Raw genomic sequence first — 15,620 nt, forward strand, 5'->3', positions numbered from 1 at the left:
ATGGCCGACGCCGCCTGGCCGGCCGCGGCGAGGTTCCGCCCCAGCCCGCGCTTCGCGCAGCTCGGCCCGCTCACCGGCAGCGGGCTCGTCCTCACCGTGCTGCTGCTCTACGGCGTCTCGGGCGGGATGCTCTGGACCTTCGGCTATAATTACGACGGGCTGACCGGCGGGGCCGCGACCAAGATCCATCCCTCGACCTATCTGCTCGTCGCGCTGTTCGGCTGGAGCTTGCTCGCCAGCGGCGATCCGGTGCGCCGCTTCGTTCATCTCGCGGCGCTGCGGCCGGCCAGCCTGGTGATGGCAGTCACTGCCGTGCTGGTGCTGGCGGTGTTCGTGCTGCGCCAGACGCCGGGAATGGCCGGGCTGCTCGACACCTTCTTCGCGCCGGCCCTGCTGGTGATGCTGATGGCGGATGCCGATGATCGGGTGATGAGGCGGATGGAGGGCGCGCTGCATGTCGTGATGACCGCCAATGCGCTGCTCGGCCTCTATGAGTTCGTCACCGGCAATCTGATCTTCCCCTATCGCTTCGACGGCGCGGTGTTCGAGACCGATCTGCGCTCGGCGGCGCTGCAGGGGCACCCGCTGGTCAATGCGATGATGACCGCCTGCTATCTGATGGCGCTGCTGAGCGGCGCCCGGACCTTGCCGGACCGGCTGCGCTACGTGCTCATCGGCCTGCAATCGGCGGCGCTCGTCGTGTTCGGCGGACGCGCGGCCCTGCTCGCCTCGCTGCTGTTCGGCGGCGGCTACGGGCTCTTCGCGCTGATGCGGCAGCTCGCCTCCGGCCGGCTGCCGCTGCTCGCGGCCGCGGCCGGGGCGGTGATGCTGGCGCTGATGCCGATCTCGCTCGGGGTGCTCTGGTCCAGCGGCTTCTTCGACGCGCTGCTGTCGCGGTTCATCTCGGATGGCGGCAGCGCCAATGCCCGCATGGAGATGTTCGAGCTGGTCAGGATCATCCCGCTGCGCGACCTGATCGTCGGTCCCGATGTCGAGTGGGTGGAATCGCTGCGCCGCATCCACGGGCTGGAATGGGGGATCGAGAACCCCTTCATCAAGATGATGCTGTATCAGGGCGTGCTGGTGACGCTGCTCCTGGCCGTGACCTTCTCCCTCTTCATCCGCGAATTCGCGAAGCAATGCGCGAGGGGCGTCTGGCTGCCGATGGTGGTCTGGCTGATCCTGCTGAACGCGGCCGAGACCGTCGCGTCGAAGACGACGATGCCGGCGAAATTCGCGCTGATCGTCCTGTGCCTGCACCGCCTGCCGCCACGGCCGGTCAGCCCCGAGGCATGGCGAGGCCCAGCGCGCTGACGATCGCGGGATCGAAGGCCCGGCTCGTATCCTCGATCATGCCCATGCCGTCGAAAGCGTTCCAGAACGCCCAGGGGAAGCCGAAGGCTTCGGCGCTGCTGCGCACGTCACGGATATAGCGCGCCCTGTCCGCCGCCGCGGCCGCGACATAGCGGGCATCGCTGCGCAGCGCGCCGAACTCGCCCATCAGGATGCGGGCCGGCGCGATGCCGTGGCGATCGCCCCAGGCCTTCACCGAGGCGAGGTAGCGGTCGATGAAGGGGCGGGCGGGGTCGGCGTCGAAATAGACCTTCAGCACGCGCTCGGTCTCTTCATAGGCGCTGCGCTTCTGCACTGCGGATCTCTCGGCATCCTGGTCCATCCGCCGCCGCACCGCCGCCAGTGTGGTCGCGAGCGAACCTTCCGAGGCCGGCCAGGGCACGGAGTTGAGGGCACGATAGACCGGCTCCTGCATCCAGGGCGCGCCCTGATGGCTGAACAGATAGGGCTCGTAGAAATGGAAGGTGAACAGCAGCGGCGCGAAACCCTGCAGGGGCTGCGGATCCAGGGCCAGGAGCCCCGCCACCATGCTGCCGCAGCCGCCCGTCGCCACCAGGGTGAGATTCGGCGCTCGACTTCGCGCGGCCGCGAGCAGGCCATGCTGGATCATGGGCCAGCCGGCCTCGCTGCAACCCTGCGGCGGCTCGTTGACCGGTTCCAGCGCGACCCTCGAGGCATCGAAGCCGGAGAGCATCCCGGCGCAATCGGCGACGAAGGCCCGGTAGGCGGGCAGGCCCGGCACTTCCGGCGTGGCGTAGAGCCGCGTCGGGTTCCAGTGATGGGTCGCCCCATTGGCCTGGATGTTCAAGACCAGCGACAGACCGGCTGCGAGCGTCGCCGCGACGGCAGCGCGCAATTGCGCCATCAGCTCCGCCCGCTCTTTCGGCGCGCCGGCCAGGAAGGGTCCGGGATCGACCGGCAGCCTGGCGAAATCGAGGCCGCTGGCGCGCAACCGGTCGAGGTCGTGCGGCGTCGGGACCGGGCGCTGGAGCTGGTAGGGCGGCCAGGCGTAATCGGTGCGCGGCGCGGGAAATTCGCGCGTCAGCGAGAACCAGGGCCAGAGATTGACCCCGCGCCTCAGGGAGAAGACCGGCGCGCCGGGCCTGCTCTGCGCGCCGGCGCCCTGTGCGAGCGCCGTGGCGGCCGAGGCCAGCAAGGCGCGGCGCGAGAGGCTCACACGCGCTGCTCCGCGGCGATCGCGGCCTGGCTGCCGCCGGCCAGGAAGCGGCGCGCCGCGCTCTCATACTGCGCCAGGATCGGTCCCCAGCTGAACTCCTCCACCGCGCGCAGCCGGGCCGCTTCGGAGAGGCGCGCTACGAGCGCGTCATCCTGCAGGAGCTGCTGCATCAGATCGGCGCAGCTCGCGGCATCCTTGAAGAACAGCCCGGCCGCCCCGGCCGTCCAGCGGTTGTAGACATTGTCATGGGCGATCACCGCATTGCCGGCCCAGAGCGCCTCGACCAGCGAGGGGTTGGTGCCGCCGACGGTATGGCCATGGACATAGGCGCGGGCGTGGTAGCGCAGCGCCTGCACCGTCGCCCCGTCATAGATCGCGCCGGGGAACACCACCTCCGCGCTCGCCGCGGCGCGAACCGCGTTGTGATAGGCGTTGTCGGGATCGAAATTGCCGAGCACCACGAGTTTCGCGCCGCGCGGGCGCTGCGAAAAGGCCTGGACCAGTGGCAGGATGGAATTGTCCGGTTCGATCCGGGCGATGGAGACGAGATAGCCGCCGGGCTCCAGCCCGAGAGCTCGGACGGGGGCCTCCGGGGCGGCCGCGACCGGCACGCCGCCATAGGGGATCATCGCGATCGCCCGGCGCGAGCGACGGGTGGCGAGGTGGTCGGCGATGGCCGGGTGGTCGGCGATCAGCAGATGCGAGGACCAGGCCGCGATCCATTCATTGACCCAGAACCAGGCCCTGATCGGCTTCGACCATTTCGGGCGGCGCCATTCGATACCGTCCATATTGGTGACGATCTTGCGGCCGCGCAGGCGCAGATAGGGCAGATAGAGCCCGCTATTATAGCCCAGCACCAGGCTCACCGCCTGGCGCGACGCGGCGTGGTGAACGCTGATCGCATCGAATTCGAGCGTCGCCCGCGGCCCTTTCGACGAGACCTGGATCTTGATCAGCTCGATCCCGCGCCAGTGTTCGCTGCGGATGCGCCGATCGACCTGCGCGACGTCCTCCTGGCAATAGACGCCGACATTCCAGCCGCGCTCGGCGAGATACAGCGCCAGATGCTCGGCGAAGGTCTCGAACCCGCCATGGGAGGCCGGGATGCCGCGCGTGCCGAGGATCAGCAGCGAGGGTCTGTCAGCTGTCATGGCCGCTTCCGTGCGCATCGGTCTTCAGACGGCGATAGAGAGCTTTCAGCGATTAAGAAGTCATAAAAAGCCAGGCGCCTAGAGTGCGGCGAGGTCAACGGATCGTCAGCGCGACGAGGCTGTGCCAGGACGGCCGCGATGGCTGCGTCGGGACGATGAGGATGAGCCTGCCTTTGCGGATCGCCTGCGTGCACCAGGGCTATGAGCTCTACGGCTCCGATCGCTGCTTCGTCGAAAGCGTCGCCGCGCTGCGGCAGGCCTATCCGGGCGCCGAGATCGAGGTGGTGCTGCCGCGCCCCGGGCCGATCCTCGCCCTGCTCACGCCGCTGGCCGACCGGATCCTCTACGAGCCGCTCTGGGTGCTGCGCCGCAAGACGATGTGGCGGCTGCTGACGCTCGGGCTGGCCGCGCTGCCGGCGGCGTTGTGGCGCGCCGGGCGCCGGATGCGGCGCAGCGACCTCGTCTACATCAACACCGCCGTCATCGCCGATTACGCGCTCGCCGCCCGGTTCTTCCCGGATAAGACGCTGCTGCATATCCACGAGATCGCGGAAGGCGGCGCCGCGCGCATCCTGCAGGGGCTGGTGGCGTGGAGCGGCAGCGCCGTGATCTTCAACTCGCAGGCGACGCGCGCCGCCTATGCGCTGGCGCCCACGCGCAAGGCGCAGGTGATCTATAACGGCATCGCCGGGCCAGCGGCGCCGGAGCCGGTCGGCTATGATGGCGAGCGCCCGCTGCGCGTGCTGATGCTGGGGCGGATCGGGCCGATCAAGGGGCAGGAGGTGCTGCTCGCCGCGATCGCGGGGCTTCCCGCCGGGCTGCGTCCGCGGATCGAGGCGCGGCTCGTCGGGAGCGCCTTCGAGAGCGACGAGCGCGAGCGGGCGCTGCATGCGCTGGTACGGGATCTCGGCCTGGCGCAGACGGTTACGATCGAGCCGTTCAGCGACGATCCGAGCCCGCTCTATCGCTGGGCCGACATCGTCTGCGTGCCGTCCCGCAAGCCGGAATCGCTCGGCCGCGTCGCGATCGAGGCGATGGCCTGGGGACGTCCGCCGATCGTCTCCGCCATCGGCGGGCTGGTCGAGGTCGTCGATGGCGGGCGCGCCGGCTGGCTCGTCCCGCCGGGCGAGCCGGAGCCGCTGACGGCGCGGCTGGCGGAGCTGATCACGACGCCGTCGCTGCTGGCGCCGATGGCCGCGGCCGGCCGGTCGCGCTTCGAGACGGTGTTCAGCGCCGAGGTCGCCGCCGAGGCGATCGCCGCAGCCGCCGCGAGCCTGCTGGCGCGTCCGCCACGCTGAGAGCCGGCCTAGCAGGAGGTGGCCAGAGCTGCTCGCTGACCCTTTGCAATCCGATCGGGACCCCGAGCATTGCGCCTGCGGCCGAAGCTTCCTAGGCTTCCCCAGCGGAATGTCGGGGATGCGAAATGTGCGAGAGCGGCCATGAGTCTTCGACGGTCGGTGCCGGAGCCTTCCAGATCGCCGGATCGATCAGCTATGACGAGATCGCCGCCCGTCTCGGACGCGGGCATTATTTCGACTTCAGCGGTTTTCCCCGGCAGCGCTGGTCGACCCTGCCTTTCGCGCGAGGACGCTACTGGCTGGAGCCGGTGCGACCGGACATTCATCTCACCGGCTGCGATTTCGAATATCTCGGCGAGGAACGGATCGTCGGGCGCTGGCGGCCGAGCCTGTTCGTCGGGGTGCTGACCGGCGGCGAGCATAGCGGTTTCATCGGCGGCCGCTCCGTGGCCGGCCAGCGCATCGGGATCCCGACGCTGTTCGGAGTCGGCGACGAGGTCGAGATCACATCGGGACAGAGACGCGGCCAGATCTGCCGGATGACGGGTTTTCACGTCGGCGCCGCGTTCCTGCACGGGCTGGCGGAGGAGAGCGGCTGTCATGGTCGCGGCCTCGCGCATCTGCTCGCGGACGGCCTCTCCTTCCGCGAGATCGAGCACAGCGCCGCGCTGCGCATCCTGCTGTGCCAGCTCGCCGACAATCCCTATCACGGGGCGCTCGGGCGGCTCTATGCGGAGAGCCGCATCCTGTCGGCCCTGGTCGAGCTCGAGCAGGTTCTGTGCGACGCGCAGGGCGGCAGCATTCCCGATCTGTCGCGCAGCCATCGCGACCATGCCGAACAGGCCCGGCTGCTGCTCGACGCGCAGCTCGCCGACCCGCCGAGCATTCCCGATCTCGCCCGGACGGTCGGCCTCAACGAGACCGCCCTGCGCCGCAGCTTCAAGCGCGCCTTCGGCACCACGATCATCGATTATCTCCGCGACCGCCGGCTCGAAATCGCGCGGATGCTGGTCCGCCAGCGCAGCCTCTCGGTGGCGAGCATCGCCTATCGGGTCGGCTTCAGCAGCCCGGCGAATTTCGCGACCGCCTATCGGCGCCGCTTCGGCTGTCCGCCGTCCCAGGATTTTTAACGCTTCCAGGGCGTTCGCAGCCGCAAAGGAAAAAGCCCGCGGCGCAAAAGCCGGGCGCGTAGAGCCGGTCCCGCACGCATCCTAGAACCGCCGCAGGTTCAGCGGCTCAGGGTTCTCCGGTGACGGCAGCACAGTCCGAGATCAGCGGCGCCGGCTCTCGCGAGGCCGCCGGCAAGGCGGCCGCGGCGCCGGTTTCCCTCATCGCGATCGCGGGCAGGCTGATCGGGATGATGCGCCGGCGGCGCGGGCTGCTCCTGCTCTCCGTGCTCTGCAGCACCGGGGCGGCGATCGCGTCGCTGCTGCCCTATGCCGCGGTGGCGCTGGCGCTGGCCGCGCTGCTCGGCGGCACGGCGAGCCCCGAGGATCTGGTGCGGCTGGGCCTGCTGGCGCTGGCCGGCGTCCTCGGCCGCCAGCTCCTGTTCGGCGTGGCGACGCTGCTGTCGCACCAGATCGCCTTCGCCACGCAGGAGGAGTTGCGGTTGCAGCTCGCCGGCCGGCTGGCGCGGCTGCCGCTCGGCTTCTTCGACGGCGTCAGCAAGGGCGAGCTGCGGACCGTGCTGCTCGACGATGTCGAAGCGGTCGAGGACGGCATGGCCCATCTCGCGCCGGAACTCAGCGCCGCGATCGTCGCGCCCTGTCTCGCCGTGCTGGTGCTCGCGCTGATCGATTGGCGCCTGACGCTTCTGGCCCTGCTTCCGCTCGGTCTCGGCCTCGTGCTGATCGGCCGCGTCATGCGCCGGGGCGAGGAGGCGACGCATGATTATTTCGCGATCCAGGCGGCCATGGCCGCGACCGTCGCGGAGACGGCCGATGGGCTGCCGACGGTGCGGGCTTTCAACCAGGACGGGCAGGCGGCGGCGCGGGCAAGGGTGGTCTTCGCCCAGATGACGGCATTTTCCGATGCCTGGGCCCGCCGCGCGGTGGTGCCGGGCGCGGTCGCGCAGGTGCTGCTCAGCAGCCATCTCCTGTTCGCCGCACCCGCTGGCCTGCTGATGGCGGCGGCGGGGCTGATCGAGACGGAGCGGCTCGCCGCCTTCCTGGCCGTGACCTATGGGCTCGGCGACGTCTTCTCCTCGCTGCAAGGCCTCAGCCACAGGCTGATGAAGCAGGTGGAAATCCTGAACCGGATCGACAGCATTCTCTGCGCGCCGGAGATGCCGATCGCGGCGCGGCCGGCCGTGCCGACCGATGCCTCGGTCCGATTCGCGGCGGCGAGCTTCAGCTATGGCAGCCGGCGCGTGCTGGACGGGATCGAGCTCGCCGTGGCGCCGGGGCAATGCCTGGCCCTGGTCGGGCCGAGCGGCTCGGGCAAATCGACCCTGGCCCGGCTGATCGCCCGGTTTCACGATGTCGAGGCCGGGGCGGTCGAGATCGGCGGCGTCGATGTCCGCCAGATCGCGCCGGACGTGCTGAACGCGCAGATCGGCTTCGTCTTCCAGGAGGTCTTCCTGTTCGCCGGCACGGTGGCGGACAATCTCCGCCTGGCCAGGCCGCAGGCCTCGGATGCGGAAGTGGTCGCCGCCGCACGTGCCGCCCAGGCCCATGATTTCATCATGGCGCTGCCGAAGGGCTACGACACCCCGCTCGGCGAGCGCGGGCTCGGATTGTCGACCGGCGAGCGCCAGCGCCTCTCCATCGCCCGCGCCATCCTGAAGGATGCGCCGATCCTGGTTCTGGACGAGGCCACGGCCTTCGCCGATCCGGAAAACGAGACGCTGATCCAGGACGCGATCGCGGCTTTGGCCGAGCGGCGCACGCTGATCGTCATCGCACACCGCCTGCACACCATCGCGCGGGCCGACATGATCGCCGTGCTGAACGAGGGGCAGCTCGCCGAGCTCGGCCCGCATGAGGCGCTTCTGGCCCAGGACGGGCTCTACGCCGCGATTTGGCGGGCCCAGGAGGAGGTGCGCCGCCACCGCCATGCCGGCGGGCCCGGCCCGCTCGCGGCGCTGCAGGAGGATCACCGGGCATGACGCTCCTGTCCCTGCTCCTCGCTCATCTCGGCTCGGCGCGCCCGGCCTTCTTCCGCGCCATGATCCTGACCGCCGTCGAGGGGCTCGCCGCGGCGCTGCCGGCGCTGATCGTCGCCTTCGGGCTGTTGCGCCTGCGGCAGGACGGTGCCGACGTCATGGCGCTGCTGCCCTATGCGCTGGCGGTGCCGGCGGCGGTGGCGCTGCGCATCCTGGCGATCCGCGGCGCCTGGCGCGACGGGTTCCGCGCCGGCAATGCGGTGACCGAATCGATCCGCAATCGCCTGCTCGACCAGATGCGGGCCGTGCCGATCAGCGTGCTGCAGCGCTGGAGCGCCGCGAAACTCGCCACGCTGTTCACCGAAGACGGACGCTGGATCAACGAGATCTCGACCTTCAATCTGAACCGGCTTCTCGGCGGGCTCGCCGCCGGGCTGACGCTGCTGTTTTGCATCGTCGTGCTCGACGCGGTCACGGCCGCTGCCGTGCTGCTCGCCTTCGGGCTCGGGCTGATCGCCATGCCGCTGTCCGGGCGCCTGCTGAAGCGGCTGCTCTCGACGCGCAATGCCGAGGTGGCGCGCCTGAACCAGGCGATCGGCGAATATGGCGAGGGCATCGCCGTGTTCCGGTCCTTCTGCGCCGGCGACGAGGCCTTTGCCCGGCTGGCGGCGGCGGCCCGCCGGATGCTCAGCCTGATGCAGGGCTCGGTGGCGCAGGTCGTCGCGCTGGAAGCCCTCGCCATCGTCGCGATGGCGCTGGCGCTGCCCCTGGCGCTGCTCGCCTTCGGCCTGCGCGGCGAGGCCGGCCTGTCGCTGTCGCTGGTGCCGGCCTTCTTCCTCGCCCTCGCGGCGAGCCATGCGCTCGCCGCGGCCGTGCTGCCGCAAGCGCTGCTGATCCGGCTGGCTCTGCAGGCCGAGGCGAATATAAGGCGCTTCCTGGCCGAGCCGGTGCTGGAAGGCACGGGCTGCGAAGGCGACAGGCCGCTGACGCTGGAGCTCGACCGGGTGCATCTGCGCTATGAGGTCGGCAAGCCGGAGGCGGTCTGCGACGCGAGCTTCACCGTGAGGCCGGGCGCGACCGTCGCCCTGGTCGGGCCGAGCGGCGCCGGGAAATCGAGCCTGCTCGCGCTGATGCTGCGTTTCGTCGATCCGACCTCGGGTCGCATCAGTCTCGGCGGCGCCGATCTGACGACGCTCGACCCGGCCAGGGTCCAGGCGCTGATCGGCTTCGTCAACCAGGACGTCCATCTCTTCCGCGACACGTTGCGCGCCAATCTCCTGCTCGGCGATCCCAAGGCCGGCCCCGAGAAGCTCGCCGCCGCGATCCGCGCCGCCCGGCTGGAGGAGCTGGTCGCCGCCCTGCCCGACGGGCTCGATACGCGGATCGGGGAGGGCGGGCGCACCCTGTCCGGCGGCGAGCGCCAGCGCGTCGCGGTCGCGCGGGCCCTGCTCAAGGATGCCCCGATCCTGCTGCTCGACGAGGCTTCCTCGGCGATGGATCCGCTGAACGAGCGCGCGATCCAGCAGGCGATCGCGGCGCTGGAGGATGGCCGCACCGTCGTGGTCGTGGCGCATCGGCTGCGCAGCATCGCCGCGGCGGACGAGATCCTGGTGATGGAGGCCGGCCGCATCGTCGAGCGCGGCCGGCACGAGGCGCTGCTGGCGCTGGGCGGGCTCTATGCGCGGCTCTGGACCGTGCAGGACCGGGCGGCCGGCTGGAGGCTGCGCTGATGGTCGCCGCGACGAACCTCCCGACCAGGACCGATGCCGGCTCCGCGGCGATGATGCGGCTCGGGATCGGCGCCGTCTATGCCGCCGCGGCGGTGCCGCTGTTCTTCATCTATAATATTCTGCCGGCGAGCCTGCGGCAGGCGGGGCAGCCGCCCGAAATCGCCAATCTGGTCTTCCTGGCCTATCTGCCCTTCGCGCTGCGGGCGCTCTGGGCGCCGCTGGTCGACCGGCTGGGCCGGCAGCGGGCGCCCGTCTATCGCCGCATCGTCCTCATCTGCCTCGGCCTCTCCGTGCCGGGGATCGCCGCGCTGCTCGCATTTTCGCCGGCGACCGGCCCGCTCTGGATCACCCTCGCCGCGACCGGGCTGATCGGGCTGATCGCCACCGCGACCATCGGCCTCGACGGCTATCTCATGGCGATGCTGCCGGCGGCCGAGCGCTCGCGCAGCGCAGCGCTGCAGGGCGGCGCTTTCGCGCTCGGCGGGCTCGCCATGGGGATCGGCATCCTCGCCTGCGACGACGCCGCCTGGACCGTGGTGGTCTGGCTGCTGATGGCGATCATGGCCGGTTTCGCGATTCCGGCGCTGGCGCTGCCCGCCACGGCTCCCGATCGCCCGGCCGCGGAGCGGGCGGAGCGGGCACCCGCCGAGGTCGCGCATTTCCTGGTCAGCGCGGCCTCCTGGAGGCTGATCGGCCTCTCGGCCACGCTGCATGCCGGCCTGGCGCTTGCGGGCGGCGCGCTGCCGGTCCTGCAGGTCGATGCCGGCCTCAGCCTCGGCCAGATCGCGCTGGTCTCTGCCACCGGCGCGAATGGTGTCGGTCTTCTCGCCGCCTGGATCACCGGCCTCGCCATGCGGCGCCTCGGCGGCTGGCCGGTGGCGGTGCTGCTCGGCCTCACCGCGACGCTCGGCTTTCTGGCGACCGCGCTGGGCGTGGGCCATGTCGGTCCCGTCACCGCGATCACGATGTCGCTCTGCGTCATGGCGCTCGGCTACGGCTTCTTCGTCACCTTCCGGGCGCTCGTCCTGAGACGGTGCGGCGGTCCGCTCGGCGCGACCCAGGCGGCGAGCCTGGCCAGTCTCGACGCGCTGGTCGCGACCGTCTTCGCCATCCTGTCCGGGCTGGTGATCGGCCGTTACGGCCTGCCGGTGCTGCTCGTCCTCTCCGCGCTGCTCTGCGCCGCGGGTGCCGCACTGGCCTGGCGCAGCCCGCGCGAAACCGACCCCACAGCATGATCATTCGGAGCAAGACAGTGATGAGCCGTCCCCTCAGGGCCTTGCGCCTCCTCGCGACAACGGCGCTGGCCTCAGCCGGCACGATACCGGCGGCCGGATCCGCCTGGGCGCAAAGCGCGATCGAACTGGACGAGATCACGGTGACGGCGCGCAAGCGCAATGAGCGGCTGTGGGACGTGCCCTTCACGGTCGATGCCCAGAGTCGCCAGCAGCTGCAGGAAAGCCGGTCCTATGACGCGCCATCGGCGCTGAAGGACACGGCCGGCGTCTATATGCCGACCTTCGGCGACCGCTCGACCTCCTTCCTGGTGATGCGCGGCGTCGGGCCGGTGCTGTACCCGCTCAGCCCGGATGATTCCTCGGTACTGACCTTCGTCGACGGCACGCCGCTGCCGATCGGCTCGTCCAACGGCAATTATCTCGATCTCGAGCGGGTCGAGGTGCTGAAGGGCCCGCAGAGCACGCTGTTCGGCCGCAACACCACCGGCGGCGCCATCAACCTGATCCCGGTGCTGCCGGATGAGAGCTGGAAGGGCTATCTGCGCAGCGAATACGGCTCGCAGAACCTGCGCATGCTGGAGGGCGCGGTCGGCGGCCCGCTGATCAAGGACAAGCTGGGCGCCCGGCTCGCCTTCCGCCTGCGCGGTATCGACGGTTTCATCCCCAATCTCGCCGGCCCCCGTCTCGGGCGTGAGCTCTCCGGAACCGGGCGCCTGACGCTGCGCTTCACGCCGACCGACCGCACCACCTGGACCATCGGCGGCAGTCTCGATGCGTCCGATGGTGTGCCCGTCTATTACGCGCTGAAGGGAGACGGGTTCTTCCGGCCCGTGGCGGCGCAGAGCCTGGCCAACGAGGTGGACAAGAACTACACCGCCAACTCGAAATTCGAGCACAGCTTCGATCACTTCACCTTCACCTCGCAGACCTCCTACAACACGATCCGCGGCGATCTGGCGTATAATGGCGCCGATTTCTTGCTGGGTAGCCGGCTGACCGGCCTGCCGTTCAGCGCCTTCAGTCCGATCGCGGGCAATTATCTCAATCGCAACGTCGATCAGAGCCGCTTCACGCAGGAGCTGCGGCTGAGCGCCAATCCGGGCGATGCGCTGCAATGGGTGGCGGGGATCTCCTATTACCGCGACCGGGCCAAGCTCTTCTCGATGCGCAACGTCTTCTTCTACGGGCCGGCCATGGCGGGCTACGACAATCTGCATCAGACCACCGATGGCCGGGCCGTCTTCGGCGAGGTCACCTATCCCTTGGTGGAGAAGCTCAAATTGTCGCTGGGCGGGCGCTACACCCGCGAGGACAAGACATTCCACGCGGAATATTACAGCGACGGCACGCCCGGCGGGGTCCCGTTCTTCCTCGAGAGAGGCAGCAAGGATTATAATTTCTGGAGCGGACGCGCCTCGCTCTCCTATGATTGGAGCGACAAGCTGATGAGCTATGGCAGCGTGTCGCGTGGCTATAAGAGCGGCGGCTTCGGGACCTTCAATTCCCTGGATTGGGCCGGTGTTCCCCGCAAGCCCTATGGCTCGTCCACCACGATCTCCTATGAAATCGGCAGCCGCAGCTCGCTGCTCGATGATCGGCTGAAGCTGTCCGCCGCCTTGTTCTACAATGATGTCAGCAAGGAGCAGGTGATGGCCTATGACATCAAGAGCTTCTCCACCCAATCGATCAATATCGACACGGAAAGCCATGGTGCCGAGCTCGATGCGACCTGGAAGCTCGGCGATCATTGGGAGCTCGCGGGCGGCGTCACCTACACCTCGACGGAACTCGGAGACGTGCCGGCCGATGTCGCCCGGGCGCAGGCCGGAATGAAGAAAGGCAACAAGCTGCCGCAGATCCCGGAATGGGCGGGCAAGGCCTCGGTCACCTATCGCGCGCCCGTGGCGCAGCTCGGACTGCCGGCGCTGGGCTCGGCGAATCTGCTGGCGCGGCTGGGCTATAATTATCTCGGCCCACGCTTCTCCGACGCCGGCAATGTCGGCAAGCTGAAGGCCGTGCATCTGGTGTCGGCGCGGCTCGGCGTCGAATGGGAGAAGGGCGAGGCCTATCTCTTCGGCGAGAACCTGCTCGACAAGCGCAATCTCAACGTCTCGCAACCCTATGGCAACAGCGCGATCACGGGCGCGCCGATCTCGGGCGTCGTCTATTCCCGCGGCGCCACCGTCGGTGCCGGCGCCTCGCTGAAATTCTGAGGCCCCGGCGATGCAAGTGGTCGATGATCGCGCCTGGCCGCTGGTCCGGCTCACCGTGCCGAAGGTTATCGCCGACGATGAGGCGGATGCTGTGATCGCCGCGCTGGAGGCGGTGATCGCCCGCGGAAGCCGCTTCGCCCTGATCTTCGACGGCCCTGAGCGACCGGAGGCGTCGCCGCGCTTCGACCGGCTCTACAGGGAGTGGTCCCGGCGCCGCCGCGGCGATCTCGGCCGCCTCGTGCTGGGGGCGGTGAGGATCGAGCGCGATGAGACCCGGCGCCGGGCGATGCTCGGCACCATGCTCGACGCGGCGCTGGCGGCAATCATGCCCTATCCGTTCAAGGTGGTCGGCTCGGAGGCGGAGGCGCAGCAGATGGCGGAGGCCTGGCTCGAGGCCGGCCCGTGAGCCGGGTATTGGGCTCGGCGCCGGGCTGAGCGGCCGCGGATTGGTCGCCGCGCCCCGGCCGCAGGGACGGCGTGTCACGCCGATCCCGCGCGTGGCCGGCGCGAGCCGGATGGCTGCCCCGGTGACAGCCCGGGCGATTTGTAGATCGCCCAGGCTGGTGTCGGGTCCAAGGCCGTTAGCCGGCTCGTGAACTCCCGCTCAATGCCCGGAGAAGACCAGGGCCTTGATCGGCATCAACAGCATCTGGATCCGCAGCAGCATCGCATGAACCAGCGCCACGGCGTCGACCATGTGCAGATAGAGCCAGCGGCCCGTGCTGATATCCTTCGACTGCAGCTGCTCGTGATTATTGCTGTAGGCATTCGCCACGCAGCTGCTGCCCGGCGGCAGATCGTCGAGCCCGCCGGCGAAGAGCGGCTCCATCATGACGAGCAGGGTGCCCGGCCGCGTCACCGACTGCGGGTCGAGCAGCTGGTCGGCCGCCCTGATCTGACCGGCCGCGATGAAGTCCTGGACCCCGGTCACCACCATCGGCACGATCGTGAAGGGTTTGGCCAGGCAGGCGACCTCCGCGGCCATGCCGACCTTGATGATCTGGGCCTCGATCTGGTTGAAACCCGCCTGCAGCCTGCCGCGCCCCGCCTCGCTGGGGATGAGCAGACCGGCCGGGCGCATGATCGGGTTGACGATCTCCCCGACCCGCAAGGTGAACTGCTCGACCCGGCCGTCGAAGCCGGCATAGACGGTCATTTTGTCGAGATCGACCTGGGCCTGGGCGAGGGAGGCCTCGGCGCTGGCCTTCTGGGCCGGGAGCAAGGTCGAGAGCCGGGTCTGGGCGCCCTGCCGCGCCGCCTCGGCGGCGGCGAGGCTGCCCTTGCGGCCGGCGACCGCGACGGTGAGCTGCTCGATCTCGCGCCGCGAGACGATGCTCGCATTGCGGCGGTTCAGCTCCTCCTTGGTGGCGAGCTCGTCCTCGGCCTGCTGCAGCGCGGCGCGCGCCTGCTCGGCCTGGCCTTCGGCGGCGGCGATGTCGGAGCTCGCCACCAGCATGGCGGCCTCCGTCTCGGCGATGCGCTGCCGGGCGGTCGCGACCGCTGCCAATTCCTTGCTGTTGTCGAGCCGGAAGATCGGCGCGCCGCGCTTGACCTCGCCGCTGAAGCCGACATGGACCTCCGCCACGCGCCCGGTCGCCTCCGGCAGGATCGGCACCGTGCGGAAGAAGGAGGTCACGGCGACGCTGGTCGGGTGGTTGTAGAACACCACCGTGATCAGCCCGACCGTCAGCATCAGGCAGGCCGTGATGCCCCAGCGCAGCTCGAACCAGACGGAATAGAGCGTGATCTCCTTGCCGAAGCGTTTTCCCTGACCGTATCGGCGGTAGAGATAGTCGGGGACCAGGGTGAACAGCGAGCAGAGCAGGAGCTCGAGCATGGTCAGGCCTTCCCCTCTTCGGCATGGGCGGCATGCGGATCGGCCGCGGCGGGTTCGGCTGGGGGCGGCTTGATCCCCGCCATGCTCTCCAGCGCCCCGGCCATGCGGCCGAGCGGGTTGGAGAAGCTCGGAAATTCGATCAGCGCGAGCAGCAGCCCCGCCACCCAGAACAGATGGATATGGGTGAACAGGGCGAGCAGGCCGAGGACGGCGACGATGTCGAACTGGATCTTCTTGCGCTTATGGGCGATCCGCTCCGGGAGCGTATGGATGCGCAGGAACAGGATGCCGGTGCCGAGCACGGCGCCGATCAGGAAGAGCGCCACCCCCACCGTCAGGACATCGGTCTGGCCAGGAGCCGTGATGAAGAACGGCATATGCGTCGTAGCGGCAGGATGGAAGGGTGGCGACATCGCAATCACTCCGTCGGAAAATGCCTTCAACGATGCAGATGCCAGATCGAGGAGACGAGCTGCCTACTGATGACGTTCCTGCTGGCGAATTCCGTAGTCAGTGTTGT

Annotated in this window: 12 protein-coding genes; 8 read left to right on the forward strand and 4 right to left on the reverse strand. The window is 69.4% G+C overall.

Features of this window, described 5'->3' with window-relative positions; genetic code table 11:
* Entirely contained in the window at positions 1 to 1,314 is a 1,314-nt protein-coding gene (locus ASG72_RS18350; RefSeq protein ID WP_056715644.1) for a VpsF family polysaccharide biosynthesis protein, read from the forward strand.
* On the opposite strand, the gene ASG72_RS18355 is transcribed toward ASG72_RS18350, so the two are convergent.
* Positions 1,280 to 2,530, reverse strand: coding sequence for a cellulase family glycosylhydrolase (locus ASG72_RS18355; protein WP_056715647.1), 1,251 nt, complete (start codon positions 2,528 to 2,530; stop codon positions 1,280 to 1,282). The two genes, ASG72_RS18350 and ASG72_RS18355, sit on opposite strands and share 35 nt — an antisense overlap.
* Positions 2,527 to 3,684 (reverse strand): DUF1972 domain-containing protein, encoded by a 1,158-nt coding sequence (locus ASG72_RS18360; RefSeq protein WP_056716526.1) that lies wholly within the window; start codon positions 3,682 to 3,684, stop codon positions 2,527 to 2,529. Before ASG72_RS18360 ends, ASG72_RS18355 begins: the two co-directional genes overlap by 4 nt.
* 161 nt (positions 3,685 to 3,845) lie before the next feature.
* On the opposite strand from ASG72_RS18360, the gene ASG72_RS18365 reads away from it, so the two are divergent.
* From ASG72_RS18365 to ASG72_RS18395, 7 genes are all read left to right on the forward strand, one after another.
* Entirely contained in the window at positions 3,846 to 4,982 is a 1,137-nt protein-coding gene (locus tag ASG72_RS18365; RefSeq protein WP_056715651.1) for a glycosyltransferase family 4 protein, read from the forward strand.
* Between the two features lie 125 nt (positions 4,983 to 5,107).
* A complete protein-coding gene (locus tag ASG72_RS18370; protein WP_056715653.1) occupies positions 5,108 to 6,112 on the forward strand; it encodes a helix-turn-helix domain-containing protein in 1,005 nt (334 codons plus the stop codon).
* A 119-nt stretch (positions 6,113 to 6,231) separates the two neighbouring features.
* Positions 6,232 to 8,088, forward strand: a complete 1,857-nt coding sequence (locus tag ASG72_RS18375) for an ABC transporter ATP-binding protein (protein WP_056715655.1) — start codon at positions 6,232 to 6,234, stop codon at positions 8,086 to 8,088.
* Complete coding sequence (locus ASG72_RS18380; RefSeq protein WP_056715658.1) at positions 8,085 to 9,815, forward strand: ABC transporter ATP-binding protein/permease; 1,731 nt, start codon at positions 8,085 to 8,087, stop codon at positions 9,813 to 9,815. The genes ASG72_RS18375 and ASG72_RS18380 overlap by 4 nt, the downstream gene beginning before the upstream one ends.
* Positions 9,815 to 11,050: an MFS transporter gene (locus ASG72_RS18385; RefSeq protein WP_056715662.1), complete on the forward strand. Its 1,236-nt coding sequence runs from the start codon at positions 9,815 to 9,817 to the stop codon at positions 11,048 to 11,050. The genes ASG72_RS18380 and ASG72_RS18385 overlap by 1 nt, the downstream gene beginning before the upstream one ends.
* A gap of 20 nt (positions 11,051 to 11,070) precedes the next feature.
* Positions 11,071 to 13,263, forward strand: a complete 2,193-nt coding sequence (locus tag ASG72_RS18390; RefSeq protein ID WP_162246265.1) for a TonB-dependent receptor — start codon at positions 11,071 to 11,073, stop codon at positions 13,261 to 13,263.
* Between the two features lie 10 nt (positions 13,264 to 13,273).
* Positions 13,274 to 13,669: a hypothetical protein gene (locus tag ASG72_RS18395; RefSeq protein ID WP_156396050.1), complete on the forward strand. Its 396-nt coding sequence runs from the start codon at positions 13,274 to 13,276 to the stop codon at positions 13,667 to 13,669.
* A 198-nt stretch (positions 13,670 to 13,867) separates the two neighbouring features.
* On the opposite strand, the gene ASG72_RS18400 is transcribed toward ASG72_RS18395, so the two are convergent.
* Together ASG72_RS18400 and ASG72_RS18405 are read right to left on the reverse strand one after the other, a co-directional pair.
* On the reverse strand, positions 13,868 to 15,100 hold the full coding sequence (locus tag ASG72_RS18400) for an HlyD family secretion protein (RefSeq protein ID WP_056715672.1): 1,233 nt from the start codon (positions 15,098 to 15,100) through the stop codon (positions 13,868 to 13,870).
* A 2-nt stretch (positions 15,101 to 15,102) separates the two neighbouring features.
* Positions 15,103 to 15,513, reverse strand: a complete 411-nt coding sequence (locus tag ASG72_RS18405; protein ID WP_056715675.1) for a hypothetical protein — start codon at positions 15,511 to 15,513, stop codon at positions 15,103 to 15,105.
* Positions 15,514 to 15,620: the final 107 nt, after the last annotated feature.

Origin of the sequence: Allobosea sp. Leaf344 (assembly GCF_001426225.1) — a bacterium.
GTDB lineage: Bacteria > Pseudomonadota > Alphaproteobacteria > Rhizobiales > Beijerinckiaceae > Allobosea.